The 21904-nt window shown below is 48.0% G+C and carries 3 protein-coding genes; all 3 read right to left on the bottom strand.

Translation table 11 applies throughout. From position 1 onward, the window contains the following. Positions 1 to 31: 31 nt before the first annotated feature. Genes NH568_RS20605 through NH568_RS20615 form a run of 3 tightly spaced genes read right to left on the bottom strand, consistent with a single transcriptional unit; the run spans position 32 to position 21860 of the window. A complete protein-coding gene (locus NH568_RS20605; RefSeq protein ID WP_253050464.1) occupies positions 32 to 4525 on the bottom strand; it encodes a MupA/Atu3671 family FMN-dependent luciferase-like monooxygenase in 4494 nt (1497 codons plus the stop codon). Beyond that, a complete protein-coding gene (locus NH568_RS20610) occupies positions 4522 to 15549 on the bottom strand; it encodes a non-ribosomal peptide synthetase (RefSeq protein ID WP_253050466.1) in 11028 nt (3675 codons plus the stop codon). Before NH568_RS20610 ends, NH568_RS20605 begins: the two co-directional genes overlap by 4 nt. Further along, positions 15546 to 21860 (bottom strand): non-ribosomal peptide synthetase, encoded by a 6315-nt coding sequence (locus tag NH568_RS20615; RefSeq protein WP_253050468.1) that lies wholly within the window; start codon positions 21858 to 21860, stop codon positions 15546 to 15548. The genes NH568_RS20610 and NH568_RS20615 overlap by 4 nt, the downstream gene beginning before the upstream one ends. Positions 21861 to 21904: the final 44 nt, after the last annotated feature.

A 21904-nucleotide genomic window follows, 5' to 3' on the forward strand; every position in this document is an offset into this window, starting at 1 on the left:
GGAATAACAGGGGCCTGATGCCCCATATTCCTTATATTACAAGCTCCAAAGTATCCTCATACTCGTCATCAAAATCAGCTTCTTGCTGGTCCTGATATGCCTGTATCGTTTCTGCCAGCGCGCGGAAACTCGGTGCTTCAAATATCGCTGCAATTGGCAGCTGAATATTGAATGCATCATTTATGGCTGAAATGAGCTGCGTTGATAAAACCGAATGCCCACCGACCTCAAAAAAGTTTGCCATCACGCTGAGCGTTTCAACATCCACTTTGAGCATCTGCGCACAAGTATTGATCAACCAGTTTTCCAACTCTCCTTCTGGTGGATAATGCACATTATCGTCTATTTCACCCAACTGCATAGACAAAGCGATCTTGTCTACCTTACCGTTCGGTGTCATTGGAAATGATTCCAGTGGCACGATCCGAGAAGGCATCATATAAGCAGGTAAAGTTACCTGTAATTTGTGCAAAACCGCATCAGGCAAAGTTGCGACATCAGGCGCGTCGTTTGCGATAATAAAGGCAATTAGACGCCCGTTAGCTCCTGTTGATGTCAGCAATACTGCCACTTGCTTAACCAATCCAGTTGACTGGATCTGATTCTCAATTTCCCCCAGCTCAATGCGGAAACCACGAAGTTTAACCTGAGTGTCGGCTCGCCCAATAAACTCCAATGTACCATCACAACGATAGCGTACCAGGTCACCAGTGCGGTATAGTCGCGGCTGTTCATTGCCACAAAACGGATTGACAATGAACTTCTCGGCAGTGAGCTTCGCTCTATTATGGTATCCACGGGCGACACCCGCACCACCTATATACAGCTCACCTATCGCCCCATAGGGCAGCAGGTGCTGATACTTATCTAATACATAATACTGATAACCCTTCAAAGGCTCACCAATCGGAATACTGCTCTGATGGTATGCTTGAATAAGGTGCTTAGACGACCATATCGTCGCTTCAGTTGGCCCGTAAACATTGAGTATTCGGCCCGGCATCTTCTCTTTGAGGAAGTTTGCGACGGCAGTCGGAAAAGCTTCTCCTCCGACCAGGTACTGTTCAAGCTTTTCCAGCACTCTGTGCCCTTGCTCAGTATCAAACAGCGCAACATATGCGGGTGTACTTTGTATGTGAGTCACATTATGTTGCTGCGCAAGCGCTACTATATCTTGTTTTTTCGTATTTTGCAGCTGCTTATACTTATCTTTTACAGCTTTTATCTTGTCAAAGTGTTGAATTACTACATCTTCCGCAACACCAAAGTCGACCAAACAGGCGATATCATTGACACCCGCAGCAGCCACTTTGCTGAGTAAATCGAGGCATGATTCCACAGTGCCAATCAGTGAAGATGTTTTGTAATAACGGCTGAATGCCACTTCAAGAATATCATCCTGAGATACGTTTTCAGGTTCATAATCTTCAAGCGATGCCTCTATGCGCTTAATAAGATCTAACGAAGTTGCCAGGTACCCTTTAAAAGCCTCCTTAGCATGCTGAACGACTTCTTCCTCGCTGTCAGCAATGAATGTATGCAACATCAAACTGACTTTACCCTCACCGGCATGACCAGCTTCATGCCAGGCTTCGCGATACAATGCAATTTTACTTTGCAACTCACCCAGTGTCTGACCCAGCAAATGCGTAAGTACATTCGCGCCCATCTTTCCTGCGCTAATAAATGCCTCAGGATTAGAAGCGACGGTAAACCAAACGGGAACATCTTCCTGCACAGGGGTCGGAAAGCAGCGTACTGCCGTTTCTTTACCCTGTCCATTCAGGCGGGATACTGTTTCACCACGCCATAGTTTTTGCACCAGCTTAATACCGTCAGTCATCACTTTGTGTCGTTCGGAATAATTGTCGGGTGACAGTACAAAGTCATTGGGATGCCATCCCGAGGCGAAAGATACCCCTGCCCGCCCATTGGACAGGTTGTCTATCATTGCCCAGTCTTCAGCCACATTAATTGGATCCCGAAGCGGCAAAACACAACTACCTGCACGGATCTGAACTTTCTGTGTTACCGCAGCAATAGCAGCGCCTGTAATTGCGGGGTTGGGGAATAAACCGCCAAATTCTGCAAAGTGCCTCTCAGGGGTCCAAACTGCATCAAAACCATTCTGATCTGCAAATTTGGCTCCGGCCATGAGCAGGCCGTATAAATCACTGTTGCTACTGTGATAGTTACCAAAATAGTAGAGACCAAATTGCAACTCTCTTGGTGCTGTCTGCTTAGCTGATGGGGCAGACTGCAAAGCATCTCTTATTGAAGGAGCCAGTACAACTTTAAATCCATAAATAAGCGCACCAAGTGTTTCTAATACCGAAATATCAAAAGACATACTGGTTAATGCTAACCAAGCCCCCTCGTTGTGAGTTAACTCATCACTCATTCCGTTCAAAAACGCGATGGCATTGCCATGCTCTATCATGACGCCTTTTGGCTGTCCGGTCGAGCCCGAGGTATATATCACATATGCCAGATTGTCTGAACGTGTTGTTTGCGCCTGGATATTGCCGCCATAACGCTGACGCTTGCCATCGGCACGCACATCTTCCCAGCCCAGCGACTCCGACAGCCATGCCGGCCGTCCCTGCTCTCCCACAATACAGCTCAGACCGCTGTCCTCGACCATATGTTCCAGCCGAGCCTGCGGATACCCGGGATCCAGTGGAACATAGGCACCACCCGCTTTAAGTATCCCCAGCATTCCAACCAGCATCCAGTAACTCCGCGACACATGTAATCCCACCAGAGTGTCCGATGTCACGCCGTACTCTGCTATGAGTGCCATCGCCAGACGGTCTGATAACGCGTCCAGCTCTGCGTAGCTGAGTGTGCCTTCTTCACAGCTGACCGCTATCCGTTTGGGGGTCTGCGCCGCCTGCGCCCGAAACCCAGCGTGTAGTGTCGGCCATGGCAAACTAGCTCCAGCCTGTATTGTCCCTGCCAGTAATCTGCTCTGTTGCTCATCCGACAGCAAAGTCAGTGTGTGCATAGGCTTATCTGGCTGCGCCACGATACTGCTTAACAGTTGCTCCCAGTTCTGCGCTAGCCGCGCGATGCTCGATGGTTCAAACAACTCCGAGTTATATTCCAGAGTATATCGGGCACCTGATTTGTCCAGATTAACGGTCATCGCCAGGTCAAACTTCACCGGCTGCTCTGCTATTGGCACTACTTCGAACTCACACCCGGGCAGACTCGGAGTCTGGCCCTGTGTCATGCTTCCTTCTTGTTCAACACTGAACATGATTTGAAATAAGGGGGCATGACTCATACTTCTTTGTGGATTCAGTTTGTCCACCAATAGCTCAAAAGGCATATCCTGGTGTGCCTGTCCCGCCAAATGAACCGCTTTCACCTGTGCAAGATACTCATTGAAACTTTCGGTTATCTCGACCTGCGTGCGCAGTACCAGAGTATTAGCAAAGAACCCTACAACTTCACTAAGCTGGCGCTGCTGGCGATTGGCCACCGGCGTACCCATAACAATATCTGATTCATTCGCGTAACGACTCAGCAGCAGGCTGAATGCACCTTGCAGGCTCATAAACAGGGTTGCATGCTGAGCCTGAGATAATGCCTGTAAGCCCCGGATAACCTTGTCGTCAATGGCACCTTGATGTTGACTGCCTGCAAAGCCCTGACGTTGTGGCCGGGGTTTATCCAGAGGAAAGCTGTGTACCTGAGGTAACCCAGACAGATGAGTCTGCCAGTAGCTCAGCTTTTCCTGAAGTGTATCCGCATCATAGTAGCTGTGTTGCCAGTGACAGAAGTCGCCGTATTGTAACGATAAAGCCGGTAACTCAGGTACATTCCCCTGCGCCAGCTGAGCATAAATTTGTGTAAACTCATGCATCAGAATACTCATCGACCAGCCATCAGAGACAATGTGATGAACTGTGATTTGCAATATACCCTGCTCCTCGCCGGTATGAATCAGCAAGCCGCGTATAGGCAAATCCCGGGTCAGGTCAAAAGCCCGTAACGCTTCGAGTTGCGCAAGCTGTTCGGCTTGTTGCGCAGCCGTTTCCTGCCCCTGCAACACCCGATGTTCCAACGTAAAACTGAATTCCTTGCGTACCACCTGTTGCACACCTGTCGGCTGAGGCGAGAAAACCGTCCGTAAGGCTTCATGACGTTCAATCAGGCTACGCAGACTCTGCTCCACCAGTTTGGCGTCGAGGTGCCCTGTGAAAGACAGTGTCAATGGCATGTTGTAGTGAGCACTGCCGCCTTCAAGCTGATCGATAAACCACAATCTTTGCTGAGAAAATGACAAGGGGATGCCCTCAGAGGGTGGGCGCTTGGCAATCATCAACCCCTGTTCATCTAATGCATAGTGTCCATATGATTCCAAAAACGCGATAATCTTTTCTTTATGCTCAACAATCTCTTGTTTCAAGCCCGCCGGTAACTCGGCCAACTCAGTCCGAAAACCGAGTCGCCCATCCTCAACAAATAAGTATACACCGGCCTGTGAAGCCCGATTTATAACATCAGCAACAATCATAGCCACCCTTCTGTCATTTTGTTCTGTCCTGTTTGGTTTGATGCACGTTTGGCTATCAAAATCCGCTCTATATGTTCACTAATCGCCTCAATTGAGGAATAGTTGAAAAAGTCCTCTACCGGAATATCAATTTGAAACAAAGCCTGAAGTTCCATGTTTAACTGCAGGCATAAGATGGAATGTCCACCTAACTCAAAAAAGTCTGATTGCTTATGTAAGCGCTCAGCTGAGATCTGCAGCAACTGACTCCAACAACTTGCAACCTGATGTTCAGTTTCTGTCTCTAAAGGTGTCGTATCGACTTGATGAAGCTGGAGATTAGACAGCAACTCAGTGAAATTGACTTTGCCATTCACCGTTAGCGGCAACGCGTCTACCAACTCAATGTGACCCGGTAACATAAAACGTGGTAGTCGCGCTTTCAGCCAGTCTGATACCATAAGCTTACGCTGTTCAGTACTTTGTAAAGGGTCATGATATACAACAAAAGCAATGATTTTCGTACCATGATCATCCTGACTGGTCTTGCTGATGGTTACGCAACAGTTTTCTACCCCTTCTAACTGCTGCAATGTTTGCTGAATTTCTCCCAACTCAACCCTGTGACCATTCACTTTTACCTGAGTATCTTTACGTCCGATGAAGCGCAACGTCCCATTGTTGAGCAACCGAACCAGATCTCCACTTCGGTACACCTTTTCTTCAAAAACTTTCGGTATAGTAACAAAGGCCCGCTCTGTCAGCGCTGGCTGGTTCAGATAAGCTCTGGCAAGGCCATTACCACCGATACAAAGCTCTCCAATCGCTCCTTCAGGCGCAAGGTTACCAAACTCATCGACTACAGCGACTGTGACCCCAGGCATTGCGTGGCCGATATTAAGCGTCTGTCCGGAGTATACTTTACCTATCGTAGCACATACTGATGCTTCAGTTGGTCCATAACAATTGAAAACATTAAATGTCTCGGCCCAATGCCATGCGACAGACTGGTCACAACTTTCTCCAGCCAAGATAATGGCGTCAAAATAGAAGCCCTGATCTCTGTTAAGCAAAGGCAACAATGCCGGTGGGATTGTTGCGTGTGTGATTTTCTTTGCTAACAAGAACGACGAAAATTCACTGATCGACTGCTTGGCCTTTTCGGTACAAATATGTAAAGTTGCGCCTTTGAGTAGCGCCATGACCCACTCAGATACAGCAGCATCAAACCCAATCGCGGCGTACTGCATCACCTGACTCTCTGGGGTTACAGCAAACACATTTTGCTGCTGTAACGCTAAATTTATCACGCCGCCATGCTCTATCATGACGCCTTTTGGCTGTCCGGTCGAGCCCGAGGTATATATCACATATGCCAGATTGTCTGAGCGTGTTGTTTGCGCCTGGATATTGCCGCCATAACGCTGACGCTTGCCATCGGCACGCACATCTTCCCAGCCCAGCGACTCCGACAGCCATGCCGGCCGTCCCTGCTCTCCCACAATACAGCTCAGACCGCTGTCCTCGACCATATGTTCCAGCCGAGCCTGCGGATACCCGGGATCCAGTGGAACATAGGCACCACCCGCTTTAAGTATCCCCAGCATTCCAACCAGCATCCAGTAACTCCGCGACACATGTAATCCCACCAGAGTGTCCGATGTCACGCCGTACTCTGCTATGAGTGCCATCGCCAGACGGTCTGATAACGCGTCCAGCTCTGCGTAGCTGAGTGTGCCTTCTTCACAGCTGACCGCTATCCGTTTGGGGGTCTGCGCCGCCTGCGCCCGAAACCCAGCGTGTAGTGTCGGCCATGGCAAACTAGCTCCAGCCTGTATTGTCCCTGCCAGTAATCTGCTCTGTTGCTCATCCGACAGCAAAGTCAGTGTGTGCATAGGCTTATCTGGCTGCGCCACGATACTGCTTAACAGTTGCTCCCAGTTCTGCGCTAGCCGCGCGATGCTCGATGGTTCAAACAACTCCGAGTTATATTCCAGAGTATATCGGGCACCTGATTTGTCCAGATTAACGGTCATCGCCAGGTCAAACTTCACCGGCTGCTCTGCTATTGGCACTACTTCGAACTCACACCCGGGCAGACTCGGAGTCTGGCCCTGTGTCATGCTTCCTTCTTGTTCAACACTGAACATGATTTGAAATAAGGGGGCATGACTCATACTTCTTTGTGGATTCAGTTTGTCCACCAATAGCTCAAAAGGCATATCCTGGTGTGCCTGTCCCGCCAAATGAACCGCTTTCACCTGTGCAAGATACTCATTGAAACTTTCGGTTATCTCGACCTGCGTGCGCAGTACCAGAGTATTAGCAAAGAACCCTACAACTTCACTAAGCTGGCGCTGCTGGCGATTGGCCACCGGCGTACCCATAACAATATCTGATTCATTCGCGTAACGACTCAGCAGCAGGCTGAATGCACCTTGCAGGCTCATAAACAGGGTTGCATGCTGAGCCTGAGATAATGCCTGTAAGCCCCGGATAACCTTGTCGTCAATGGCACCTTGATGTTGACTGCCTGCAAAGCCCTGACGTTGTGGCCGGGGTTTATCCAGAGGAAAGCTGTGTACCTGAGGTAACCCAGACAGATGAGTCTGCCAGTAGCTCAGCTTTTCCTGAAGTGTATCCGCATCATAGTAGCTGTGTTGCCAGTGACAGAAGTCGCCGTATTGTAACGATAAAGCCGGTAACTCAGGTACATTCCCCTGCGCCAGCTGAGCATAAATTTGTGTAAACTCATGCATCAGAATACTCATCGACCAGCCATCAGAGACAATGTGATGAACTGTGATTTGCAATATACCCTGCTCCTCGCCGGTATGAATCAGCAAGCCGCGTATAGGCAAATCCCGGGTCAGGTCAAAAGCCCGTAACGCTTCGAGTTGCGCAAGCTGTTCGGCTTGTTGCGCAGCCGTTTCCTGCCCCTGCAACACCCGATGTTCCAACGTAAAACTGAATTCCTTGCGTACCACCTGTTGCACACCTGTCGGCTGAGGCGAGAAAACCGTCCGTAAGGCTTCATGACGTTCAATCAGGCTACGCAGACTCTGCTCCACCAGTTTGGCGTCGAGGTGCCCTGTGAAAGACAGTGTCAATGGCATGTTGTAGTGAGCACTGCCGCCTTCAAGCTGATCGATAAACCACAATCTTTGCTGAGAAAATGACAAGGGGCTTTCTTCGGCACCTAAAGCCGCAATCGTTACCTCTTGATAATCTCCTGTCTCCCGCTGAGATTCTATGTAACTTGCTAGGTCACTCAGTTGTGGGGTGTCGAATATTTTGCTCAGAGGTACGGTAATCTGATAAAAATGCTCAAGTTCATTTTTCAGCTTAACGGCAAGCAGTGAGTCACCACCCAGAGCAAAAAAGCTGGCTTGCGAGTCTGTGACGACTTGACCCAATAACGCTGTCCACACTTGCGCTATCTTCGCTTGTGTTTCTGACAGCTCCAATACACCTGGCTCAGCTACTTTTTCCGGCGTGGGTAAACAAGCTTTATCGATTTTTCCATTTGGCAATAAGGGGAAGCGCTCAAGTATCACAACGTGCTTTGGTATCATATAGTGAGGCAAACGCTTACCAAGCAGCGCTTTAACACGCCCTTCAGTGACACCCGGTGCACAGTTGCTATGGAGCGTGACATACGCATAAAGTTCTGAACGTCCTTGAGCCTCCACAACCAGAGCCTCACTCACTTGTTCCAATGCGACCAGCTGATGGCGGATTTCACCTAGTTCGATCCTGAACCCTTTTATCTTGACCTGCTCATCATTACGACCCAGATAGTGAAGGTCACCCAACTCATCCACTCTGACTAAATCGCCAGTACGATAAATAATATCTCCCTGTTTAAACGGGTTCTCAACAAATTTCTCAGCGGTTAAACCCGCTTTCTTCAGATAGCCCTTGCTGACACCCTGACCACCGAGATAAAGCTCTCCGACCCCCCCTATCGGCACGACCCGTTGATGGGGATCCAGCACATAGGCTTGAGTGTTGTGCAATGGCTTACCAATGTGTGGCACCTCAGACACAACACCGTCATAGGCAGCCCAGGTCGAATAGGTCGTATCCTCTGAAGGCCCATATAAATTGTAAACTTTGCGATTGGGTTTTAACTCAAGAAGTCGATTTACCACATCTTTCGTCAATGCTTCTCCCGCCAAGTTGATAACCTGAGCGCTGTCAGGGACCCGGTGACTATCCAGTAGTGCTTTAATACCGGATGGTACCGTATTAATTAAGGTGACTGAGGGTACATCTACATCGAGCAGGCCCAGAATACTGTCAACCAGAACGATACTTGTACCAATGCTTAACGGGAAAAATAATTCAAATACCGAAATGTCGAAGTTCACTGAAGTCGAGGCCAGAACGCGCTGAGCTTGTGCCGCTGAATACACCTCTTTTGCCCAGGACAGCATCGCCACAGCATTACGATGTCGGATCAAAGTCCCTTTCGGTAACCCTGTTGAGCCCGATGTATAAATTACATAGGCAATCTGCTCAGGCTCTGTCATTGCCACAGGAGCCTGTTCAGAAAATGCGGTCAGGTGCGCTTCGTCACAAAGCGTAAACCAGCCGGTATCAGAGGTCAGCCACTGTGGTTTTTGCCCATTACCGACAACACACTGAAGCTGGCTATCCTGAGCTATGTGTTGCAGGCGTGCCTGAGGGTACTGCGGGTCAAGCGGCACGTAAGCGCCACCCGCTTTCAAAATTCCTAAGATACCAACAACCATCCACATATCGCGTGACATGTGCAACCCTATCAGCATCCCTTTACTAACCTTGTGAGTCTGTACAAGCGCGTTTGCCAACTGATTAGAAAGAGACTCCAGCTGTGCATAGGTAAGCTGTTGCTCTTCTTGCTCCAGCGCAATATGCGTCGGCGTTTGCTGTGCCTGAGCACTGAAGAGTCCATGCAGTGTTGAGTCTGGCACAGTGCAGGACTTACCACTCATGATGCTCAGCTGCTCCTCAATCTGCCTCGCTGACAATAGTTCAATGCGCTGCACTTCCTGATGTGGGTCATCTGCCAGATGCTTTAAAAGTGTGAGCAGTGAGTCCAGTAAACGTGTAATCGCCTGTTCGCTGTAAAGTCCTGATTGATACTCAGCTTTAAACGTCAATACTTGTTGTACGGATGTAATTAACGTGAGTGCATAATCTGTACCCTCATAATCCTCAACGGAGGTTACGTTCAGCTCTGCCGCTTTGGCATGGTCAACCAGACCCGCATCAAATGGGTAGTTTTCAAACACCATCAGAGTATCAAAAATACGCTGTCCAGAGCAGCCAGCAGCGCGCTGAATCTCACTCAGAGGCATATAACTATGTGCCTCACGCTCAGCTTGTTCACGATGCAACGCCCGCAACCAATCTGCGGCACTCATGTCAGATGGCACCGACACGTTCACAGGTATGGTATTGATGAATAACCCCACTAACTGCTCTATATGAGGCAATTCTGGCGGTCTGCCTGATACGGTAGTACCAAAAATAACATCCGATTCGTGACTATAGCGTGACAACAATAAGGCCCAAGCGCCCTGAACGAGTACATTCATCGTCACACCCAGCTCTTTTACAAGCGCTTCCAGACACTCGGTCAGCTTACTATCAGCAGATATGTTCAGAACTTGGCGCGCCCCTGTTGGTCGGGTCCAGGTGTTACCGAGAGTCAGCTGACCATGTCCCAGTTCCGACAAGGCATTTTTCCACCATAGTCGTGTCTCAGTGGTATCGCGCTCAATCAACCAGGCAACATAATCTCGATAAAGGCTTGCCTTTGTGTGTAGCGGCAGTTCATCAGGCTGACCTTTTCGAATTGCAGCGTAACAGTCAACCACTTCTGATAGCACCAGAGGTAAACTCCAGCCATCTATCAAAGCATGATGAATTGACCACAATAAAGTGTACTGTTCCTCTCCCTGGCGGAACAAACACAGGCGCATCAGCGGTGCATCAGTGTGGTTAAATCCCTGCGCCTGATCATCAGCCTGGTAGGCACAGATCAGTTGCTGTTGCTTTACATTATCAAACTCACTCAGATCTTTTACAACCCAGGGGAGTGAAACATGTCGATGAACTAACTGAAGAGTAGTTACATCTTCAACAAAGCTGGTTCGCAGCACGCTGTGGCGTGTAGTCACTTTTTCCCACGCCTGCTTGAGTGCGTTGATATCTAACTTACCAGTCAGCTGTAAGCGTTTTTGGGTGATATATGCACCAGAAACGAGGCTACTTTGCAATAACAAACCTTGCTGCATGCCTGTTGCAGGATATAGATCCTCAATATCACTGTCGATTTGCAAATCATCCAGACTATGCTGGGAGATATTTGCCAGTGGGAAGTCCGCGGGTGTGTACTTTGACACTGCATCTTCGCAACAGTAAGTAATAAGTTGCGTGATACTATCCCTGAAATGCTGAGATAGCTGTGCTGCACAGTCACGACTGTGGATACCTTCACAGTAATCCAGTCGGAAGTACAATCGACCAGCTCTGATCATACCGTTAAAATTCAGGCTATATGCGGGCGCCCTGTCAGGACTGATATCATTTCCGGTACTTTCTTGAGCCAGGCTAAATGCAGCTGTACTTTCAGAAAGCGATGGTGTAGCTAATTGGTCGAACTGACCCAAATAATTGAACGAAACAGGACTTGCTTCGCCCGGTTTCCCCTCCTCGTGCAGTTCAGCTAACAGACCGAAACCAAGACCTTTTCCAGGAATGTTGCGGATGTTTTCTTTAACTGCACATATACGCTCTGACCAGCTATGCTGCTCACTGCTAAGCAGAACAGGGAAAATACTGGTAAACCAGCCAACCGTCTGACTCAAGTCAGCCATGAAATGTACATTATCCCGGCCGTGCCCTTCAAGATCGATTCTAATATGCTTAAGCCCCTGCCACTGATAAAAAGCCTCAGAGAGCGCTGTTAGCAACAGCTCATTGATGTGGGTTCTGTAGGGCAAGCAGGCCTGATTAAGCAATCGCTCCGTCAGTGCCTCATCGAGCTCAAATTCAACGCTGTTAATACTTGCTACGGCACTTACTTGCTGGCTGTCAGACTTAATTTCACATACCGGATGAGACAATACTGATGTCCAGTAACTACGTTCCTGCTCGATACGCTCACTCTGGGCAAACTCATTGAGTAATTCACCATACTGCTGATATGACATAGTTTTGGGCCCCAACACTATGTCGTCCCCCTTGCTTAGCTGAGACCAAGCCAGCTGGAGATCCTCCAACAGGATGCGCCAGGATACCCCATCAACAATAAGATGGTGCATAACCCAAAATAAGCGACAACTGCCATCTTTCAGTCGTAATAATACCAGCTTAAAAAGCTCGCTATGCAAACACAGACTTTGCTGGTACTGGTCGCATATAGCTGGTATTGCACCTGGCTCAACCGCTTTTTCTTCATACACATAAACATGCTGTGCCTGCGCCTGATAAGTCGCACACCACTGCTGAGATACTTTCGCGAAGCTTAACCTCAGTACATCGTGTTTGTGAATGAGGGCTGTGACTATGTCTGATAACTGACTTAACGTCAGCTGTGACGGGCAATCCAGTAAAATCGACTGATTAAAATGCGACACGGCCGTCTCATCTTTAAACAGGGATTTTTGTATCGGTAATAGTCGCTGGCTGCCAGTGACCTGGCTTTGATCTTGCTGAGTCCCTGTATCGCGGTTTACATGGCCTGACAGACCACGGATCGTCTGATGCTCAAACAGCTGTTTGACTGAAAAGTGTAATCCTCGCCGGGCAGCTCGGGAAACCACCTGAATAGAAAGAATCGAGTCGCCACCCAAAGCAAAAAAGTTCTCGGTAACACTCAATTGCTCTGCGCTCACTGGCAGTAACTCACACCAGATAGCATGCAATGCCTGCTCAATCTCATTGTCAGGCTTTACCACAGGATTATTGTCATGCCGGACAGGCTGGGGATCCGGTAAAGCTTGGCGGTCTATTTTTCCATTGGGCGTGAGGGGCCATTTCTCGACAACAACGACCTGGGCAGGCACCATATGTGGCGGCAGGCGCTCACTCAATTGTCGTTTTATTTCGTCGCAGTTCAGCCCCGGGCTTGCGACAACATAGCCAATCAGGCGAGTGTGACCTCGCTCATCGTCTTGTGCAATGACCAATGCATCAGCCACCATATCGCACTGCTTCAGGCTCGCTTCAATCTCACCAGGTTCAATGCGAAAGCCGCGTATTTTAAGTTGATCATCAATGCGACCCATATAAGCCAGTTCGGAATTTGACAAAAGCCGAACCAAATCACCTGTTCGATATAATTTGCCAGAAGCCTGAAAAGGATTGTCAATAAAGCGCTCTGCGGTCAACTGGGGGCGATTCAGATACTCTTTTGCCAACCCGATTCCGCCCACAAATAGCTCACCTGTTGCGCCGAATGGAACAGGGCGCAGCGCTTTGTCCAGTATATAGACTGACTTATCAGCCATGGGTTTCCCAATGCTATCAGAGCCCAGATCAGTGTGAGATAGCCATTTATAGGTCACATGCACCGTGGTTTCAGTGATCCCATACATATTCACAAACTGCGTTGCATTCTCACCGAAATGTTGCCACCAGGGCAGTAACCGCTCGACATGTAATGCCTCACCTCCAAACACCACATACCTTAGTGCGCAAAGTGGTTCGGACTGGGCTACAACAGTCTCGCTGAAATTGCCAAATGCACCCGGAGTCTGATTCAGTATGCTGACTTTGTGTTTACGACACAGTGCCACAAATGCCGGTGTATCTTTGACAGTATCCGCACAGGGGATAACCAGTTTCGCACCAAATAGTAGGGCACCCCATATTTCCCAGACGCTGAAGTCAAAGGACACGGAGTGAAACAGTGTCCATACATCCGCTTCATTAAACTCAAAGAGATCCGACGTTGAGGCGAACAGACTAAGTACATTCTTATGAGTTTGCAGTACACCTTTAGGATTGCCCGTTGAGCCTGACGTATAAATAACATAGGCGGGGTGCTCGTCTTCCAGTTGCACATTTGGCGTATCGCAAAGAGGCTGAGCATCAGCAAGCAGCACTTTAATATCTACAAGCTCAGGGCTTGAAGACAGACACAATTGTTGCTCACTGCTCACCAAAAGTAAGTCGAGTTGACTATCCTGAACGATGTAATCCTTACGTTCCTGAGGATACAAGGGGTCCAGGGGGACATAGGCACACCCGGCTTTCAACACCCCAAGTATGGCCACTAACAACTCTATCGAACGGTCTAAATGTACCCCGATAAGCGCGCCTGGTTTCTTGCCGCTTGCCACGATACGATTAGCTACCTGGTTGGCACGCGCGTTAAGATGCGCATATGTCAGCTCAGTTTCACCAAACACTATTGCGGGCCTGTCGGCGAATTTTTCGGCTTGTTGCACGAACACATCAACAATAGAACGCTGGCAGGTTTGCTCCTCAAACTGAGTTAATGCCTGCAACTCGACCTGCTGTGCGTCATCAATCACCGGACAGTCAGCAATAGGCAAATCAAGCTGTTTTGACAGAGAATTCAGCACGGCCATAAAACTATTGCCTAACCGAGCGACCGTCGCGACGTCGAATAGTTGTGTATCGTAATTGAATTCAAATACCCAACCACTATGACGTGGTTTGACCTGCAACATAAGGTCAAACTTTGCCCTGTTATTATCAATCTCTCTGGGAGTTAGTGCTACATTTGGTAGCTCAATCAGCTGATCTGGCGTATTATCCAGCGCAATGGCAACCTGAAACAGCGGAGATACATTTGATTGGCGAACCGGTTTTAGCTGCTCAACCAGATAGTCAAATGGCAGCTGCTGATGTATCTGCGCTTCTTTATTCACGCCATTCACTGCATCAATGAAGTCTTTAAGCGTACTCGATTGGTCGACCTGAGTTCTCAGTACCAGGGAATTTACAAAGAAACCAATCAGTGGATGTGTTTCACTTTGCAGGCGATTTGAGACCGGCGTACCAATAACAATGTCCGTTTCACCTGAGAACCTTGCTAAAGTGATTGCAAAAGCAGCGTGTAACAATACAAACTCAGTCACTTTTAACTGGCGACTTAACTCAGACAGGTTCTGAATATCCTCTGCTGTGCAAACCCGTTTCAATGTGGCGCCAAGGTGACCCGCTGTCTCTGGGCGCTTTCTGTCAAGTGGCAGTCCATGGATAGTCGGCAAATTTTCTAACTGGTTGCGCCAATAACTTAGGTCATTGTCCCATTGCTGTTGTGCCAGGCACTCTGACTGCCAGCGTGAATAATCCATAAACTGGATTGGTAGCTTTGGTAATGACAGGGGGGCCGTGTCAGGCTGTTTTAGGTTGCGATAGATAGCTGCAAATTCATTGGCCAGAATATTCATCGACCACCCATCTGCTGCAATATGATGCACAGTAAGTGTGAGCACACCTATCTGTTCGGATACCCGATAGAAACTAACTCTGATCGGCAATGCCTGTGTAAGGTCAAATGGTAAATAAGCCTCACTGTGAAGTACCTCATTCAGTGCTGAGGTATCACTGGCATACGCTGAAGCATCGTACTGGTTTATTGAGAAATCCCATGCCTTACATACACTCTGCTGGGGCAGGTCCTGTTCAAGCCGGTAGGTTGTTCTCAGCACCTGATGCCGATCGATTATCTGAGTAATTGCCTGCTCTGCGGCGACCAAGTCCAGTTCACCTTCGACATCAAACGCCGAGAAGATATTGTACTGCCCCTGAGTGTCCTGTAATTGCTCAAGAAACCACAAACGACTTTGTGACGATGATAAGCGCCCAGAGTACTGATGAGTATCTGAGTGCAAGGGGGCTAGAGAGGCACCTTTTGCTCCCACACGCTTTAGCAAAGCTTCTTTATGTACTTTCAGCGCTTGCATTAAGGTTTTATCGAGTACGTTCTTTGGCGCATTAATAGCTAACTTGCCTTCTTTTGCCTCAATCTGTACGCCTAGCATTGTTAACTTTGCTATCAGATCATCCAAACTCATAGCTCAAAAACCTCTCTTTCCTTATTTGTATGATGTACCTCACTGTCCGCAGTCGCCATATCTATGAAATTGGACATTGCATAGATGGTCTCTAAGGTCATCAGCGTATTCAGTGATACCGAATCGCCAACCTGAGTGTTTAGCCAACTAAGCAAAGGCATTAGCTGCAGAGAACTGCCACCCAGTTCGTAAAAGTTGCTCTCACGACCTAACTCCGTTTCATCAACATTCAGCAGCTGTGACCAAAATTGACCAACCCTGCGCTGAGTATCAGAACTCAATGGTGTCAGTGGCTCACGCTCACTCTGGGCAACCAGCTTTAGTAAAGCCTTGCTATCTGTTTTACCATTGGCTGTAACCGGTATAGTGTCTGCCATAACCCAGCGAGCAGGAAACATGCTGCCAGGTAACTTCTGTGCCAGCGCACTCTTTATCTCGCTCAGTCCCTCATTGCTGCCACACTCTGTGTTTAACACGACCACCGCAGCAAGCACTCCTTGGTTGCTCGCCCCCGGGACAACAACAACTTTCGCCGATTGAATGGCAGCGAATGAACAGAGGTGATATTCAATCTCTTCGAGTTCAATTCTGACACCACGAATTTTAACCTGAAAGTCTTTGCGGCCAAGATAATCCAGACTGCCATCTTCGTTATAACGTGCAATATCACCTGTTTTATATAATCGGCCGCCTATTTGTGCTGGCGCGGTGACAAATGCCTGAGCCGTAAGGGCTGGCTGGTTCAGATAACCGCGCGCAAGGCCGGTGCCACCAATATACAACTCTCCTGGTGTGCCGGTCGGTGCTAACGTCGATACCTGCTTATCCAGGACATACAGTTTAGTATTTTGGATAGGCTTGCCAATTGGAACACTTTCAGTGTCTGGGACACAGTGCCACTGGCTCACATCAATCGCGGCTTCAGTGGGACCATACAGATTATCCAGACGGGCATTATGAAACGCATAATGCTTTTTAACTAAGGCTCCCGGCAGCGCCTCGCCACTGCACAAAACCAGACGTACACTCTGACATGCTTGCCATTCACCATGCTGCAACACTTGCTCAAACATAGATGGTACAAAGTGTAATACACTGATTTGTTGTTTAATAATCTCACGACTAAGCTTTTGCGGGTCTTTATGCGCGTCAGGCTCCAGCATAACTAAACCCGCCCCAGATATGAAGGGCCAGGTTAATTCCCATAACGATACATCGAAGCTGACCGGCGTTTTTTGTAAAACACGATCTTCGCGCTTTAACTGATACGTTTTCTGCATCCAGTCAATGCGATTCACCAGTGCCTGATGCTCTGTAACTACGCCTTTTGGCGTTCCGGTTGAGCCCGAGGTAAATATGACGTATGCGGTGTCTTTGATATTATACGGTAACGCCAAATTATTGGTTGGATATAAAGTACCATCCAGCTCTTTCTCTATGAGCAGACTGCAAGCTGGTATCACCTCTGGTAGTTGGGTGCTTTCACTGACGAGCACACACAAAAGTTTACTTTCCTGGACAACCTGTTGCAAACGCGCCGCAGGCGCACCGGTGTCCAGGGGAACATAACCGGCACCGGTTTTTAATATGGCCCAAAAAGCCACTACCAAATCAATAGAGCGTTCGAGATGCACACCAACCAGTTCCCCGGCTTTAACCTTATATCTTGTTCTAAGATAATGTGCCAGCTGGTTAGCACGCTCATTGAGCTCTTTATAGGTGATTGACTCAGCACCCATCCTCACAGCGAGCGCATCAGGTGTATGAGCTGCTTGTGTTTCAAACCACTGATGAATACATGTGTTACTCGAAATCAGCTCGTCCGTACTATTCCACTCGTGAAGTAGCATGTCGCGCTCCTGAGTGCTCAGGAACTGATTCAAATCGATATCGTCCTTCTCCTGCTCAATCAAAGCAGTGAAGATATTTCGTAAGTACTGCTCATACCGACGCAACTGTGTCTTACTAAAACTGGCGCTATCGAGCTTTAACACAACACTCAGGCATTGCTCCTGCACGAGCCAATTGCAGTGAACTTCCAGTTGATAATTCGTTTTTTCGAATACCTGAGAATTTAGCACCTCGATATCATCAGATACCTGTTTGTAGGCATGAAAATCGGTGTAATTAAACAACGATGACGCATAATCCTCTTGTAATAAATTCTGTATTTCAGACAAAGGAAAAAAGCGATGTGCATTGACGTTTTGCAACTGTGTTTCGGTATCATTGAGCATCTGTGCCCAGGTTTTTCCATGAGGCTCTGTGATGCGCACTGGCAGACTATTTAAAAACAAGCCCAGAGTGCGTTGAGCACCGGGAATTTCGGGCCGGGTGTTAAATACCGTGGGTGTGGTGAGGTTTTCCTGCCCACTGATCAAACGCATGAAAGTCTGATGTACTGCAAGGCACAAGGACTTAACCTGAACCTGGCTTTGTGCTGCTATTTGCTTTATTTTCTGACTTTGCTGATGAGACAAGGAGAAACGGGTTTCCAGCGTCTCGTCTCGCTTTTCACTTTTCCACCATGGCGTTTCAGTCTCATTCAGATAGGTTTGCCAAAAAGCAATGTTGGCTTCGTCGGATAACGCTTTGAATTCTAATGCGACAGCCTCACCAAAAGAGGGGACGCCCTGATATGTTTTCTCGGCCCTCCCCTGAGACTTTGACAGGTATCGCTCAAATAATTCGCTCAATAAGCTGGCGACACTCCACCCATCCAGCAAGGCATGGTGAAAGCTCAGATGAAAACACATATGTTCGTTATCAAGCTGATGACAATGTACAGACCACAACAGTTCATCTAATGCGATTTCCCGCTTTATCTCAGCCTGATACCAGGCCTGTATGGTTGGTGTCTGTGCTTCGGATGATACGCCACGTAGATCTTCAAAAAACAAAGGTACAGGTGGTTTTTCGTGAATGATGGCGTATCCATGCTCACCTTCGAGATGAAAAGTTGCTCTGAGCATGTGATGCGCTGTCATCATTTCTTCAACAGCTTTGGTAAACTTTGGCAGGCTCCAGTTTAATTTTATATCCAGACTAAACACATCGTGATAGGTGCCTTTGCCAGGCTGAAGTTGATGATGAAAAACCATCCCCTTTTGCAAGCTGCTCAACGGATATGCATCTTCTACTCGCTCACCATAGATATCGACAAGTGTACTTTTCTCAAGGCTGCTAAGTTGTCCAAACGGCTGTATTGCAATTTCAGCATCCGCTTTAACTGCGCCGCTGGCAATGAGCGCAGCGAGATTTCTGATTGTCTTCTGAGCAAACAGATCCTTGACCGAAAAATGGATGTTTTCATCGGCGCAGCGAGAAATGACTGAGAGTGCCCTGATAGAGTCGCCACCTACGTTAAAAAAGCTTTGATCAAGCCCCACGCCCTGCACATTCAACACCTCCTCCCAGATCTGGCTCAACTGAGTTTCCAGTACGTTAGGCTTGTTGTCACTTGTTGTTTGCTTTTCGCTCCCTGACAGTACCTGTAAAGCCAGTGCTTTCTTATCTACTTTGCCATTTTCGGTCAGAGGCATAGCCGCTAATACCATCACAAAAGAAGGGATCATATGATTAGGCAAACTACGATTCATAAATGACTCGAATTTGGTCAGATCAAATGCTTCATTCCGGGATTTAACAAAAGCGACCAGCCGCAAAGGTTGATCACGGGCAATAACCACCACATCCTCTAACTCAGGGTATCGCGATAATTTGCTTTCCACTTCACTCAGTTCAATTCTAAACCCTCGAATTTTAACCTGTTGGTCTGCTCGCCCTATATACTCCAACTCGCCTGTCGGCAGTAACCGGGCCAGGTCGCCACTGCGATAAAACCTTTCCCCCTCAGCTGTAGTTACTCCGAACTTATCCTGCGTTAATGCTGGTTTGCCATTATACCCTCGGGCAACGCCCGGCCCCGCAATATACATTTCGCCTATCGCCCCCGGTGGAAGGTTATGGCCCTGGGATGACACTATGCGCACTGACAGATCCGGTAGTGGGTATCCGATGTTACTTTTTTCCAGGCTCAAATCGTCAGCAGTCAATCGTTTATATGTAACATGAACCGTTGTTTCAGTGATGCCATACATATTCACCAAAGCCGGGCTTTGGAGGCCATATTTATCAACCCAGGAGGATAACAGAGAAGGTGTCAGCGCCTCTCCTCCAAAAATAACATACCGTAAATTCAATGTTTCAGCCGAACGCTGATCAACAGCGATCAAATTATAAAAAGCTGAAGGAGTCTGATTCAAAATCGTCACAGACTTACTTCTCAACAGGGTGAAAAATGCCTCTGGCGACCGGGCACAATCTTGAGGGACAACCAACAGCTCACCACCAAAACAGAGCGCCCCCCACATTTCCCATACAGAAAAATCGAATGAGAAGGAATGAAACATTGTCCACACATCCTGCTCGTTAAAGTCAAAAATCGTTTGTGCGTGGTGCATTAAACGAATGACATTGCCATGTTCAACCATCACCCCTTTGGGCGCGCCCGTCGAGCCGGATGTATAGATAACATAAGCAAGAGAGCTTCTTCCCAGACCCGTAACGACAGGGTTAGCATCACATCCTGAGTACTGTTTCAATTCGGTGAAGTCTACCTGACAAAAAACATCAAACTCCTGTGCGCTCAGGCGTATGCCATCACTGATCACTAAATCGGGTTTAGAGTCAGACAAAATATAAGCCAGCCTTTCGTCAGGGTAACTCGGATCTAGCGGAATATAAGCACCCCCGGCTTTCAATATTGCCAAAATGGCCAGAACTTGATCGATGCCTCTTTCCAGACATAGCGCCACTTTTGATTCAGGTCTAATCCCCTTTGCTATCAGGGCATGGGAGAGCGAGTTTGCAATACAGTTTAGCTGACGATAAGTCAGACTCCGGACCTCATCGCTGATAGCGATGTGATTGCCAAACTTTTCAGCGCACTGCGCTACATAGTCATGGATCAACTCTGGAGGTGTCGCTAAGTTCAATGGTAATGGATTGACTAAGTCGGACTCCCAGGACAGCTGACAACTGCCTTCCACTGATGTAAGCATTGCCGTCAGTGTATCGAGGTATAGCCTTTCAATCACAGCAGCATCACTGAGTGAAAACTTGCTGTCATCGAAGTTGATTTTCAATTGAAGCTGGCCAGATGGCATCAGGTTAAATGTTGTCGACAATGAAAAGTTATCATTTTCGAACAAGGTGACCTCTTTTACCTGCAATCGCTCAGAGCCTTGAATAGCTTCATAGACATGGAAGTTCACAAAATTAAAACTGACGTCACTGATGGGTGTACCATGCTGTCTGACTAATTCGGCATATGGATATCGCCGGTGTCTTTGCAAGCAATTCAGCTTGGCATCTACAGCGGCTATCTGCTGTGCAAATGACGCAGCATGACCATCGGTCAATAGTGGCTGAGAGTTAACAAACAAACCCACAGCACGATCTGCACCACTCGTTTCCAGTCTGCCGTTTACCACCACCGTACTATGAACATTATCACTGCCCTGAATGTACTCACAAACCAGCATATGTGCCGACAATAGCAGTGTTTTAAGGCTCACTTTTTGCTTCGCAGCCAGATGTTGTAATTGCTGTGACTTCTCGAAGCTGCACAGATGCGTAACAGTTTGCTTCTTACCTAAATCAGACCCACTGCGCCAGCGAGTCTCACTATACTCATGTTTTTTTAGTTGCTCCGTCCAAAATTGCTGATGTTCCTGGTTTGCCTGAGCGCTCTGCTCAGCTTTCACAAAAGCTTTGAACGTTGCCTTGGGAGGCACCCAATCAGCAACGTTTCCATCCTTAGTGAGCGCCAGATAGACAGACAGCAACTCGGTAATCACCGTTGCCATACTCCAGCCGTCCAACATAATATGGTGCGCATTGATGAGCAACTGAAATTCATCAGCGGAATAACGAATCACCCGAAAACGCATTTGTGTCGGCCTGGATAAGTCAAATCTGGTGTGCTTTAGGCGATTAATTTTTTCGTTGATATCGTTATCAAAATCCCCCGGCTCTGAGCTCAAGACTTCAAAATCAACCAAACCATGCTGATATATCAGCTGCAAAGGCTGACTGAACTTTTTAAAGTCATACGCAGCCCTAAGCACAGGGTGGCGTGAAAGAATGATTTCAATCGCCTGTTTAAACGCCGTTTCTTGCCATTCACAGGCAAGTCGAAAGCTAAAGACGTCCTGGTAAAGTACATCATGCTCTGCAAGCTCACTGGAGCAATACATACCGCTTTGCATCTTGCTCAGTGCAAACGCATCAACGACTTTGTTATTCATACTTTTAGATAACATAAGAGAAATTAATCCAATTCAATATACGA

The sequence above is a fragment of the Pseudoalteromonas sp. XMcav2-N genome, assembly GCF_024124545.1.
Classification (GTDB): Bacteria; Pseudomonadota; Gammaproteobacteria; order Enterobacterales; family Alteromonadaceae; genus Pseudoalteromonas.

Excerpts from the sequence above, each read along its gene's own strand:
- NH568_RS20605 (WP_253050464.1), bottom strand. The coding sequence starts at position 4,525 with ATGATTGTTGCTGATGTTATAAATCGGGCTTCACAGGCCGGTGTATAC.
- NH568_RS20610 (WP_253050466.1), bottom strand. The coding sequence starts at position 15,549 with ATGAGTTTGGATGATCTGATAGCAAAGTTAACAATGCTAGGCGTACAG.
- NH568_RS20615 (WP_253050468.1), bottom strand. The coding sequence starts at position 21,860 with ATGAATAACAAAGTCGTTGATGCGTTTGCACTGAGCAAGATGCAAAGC.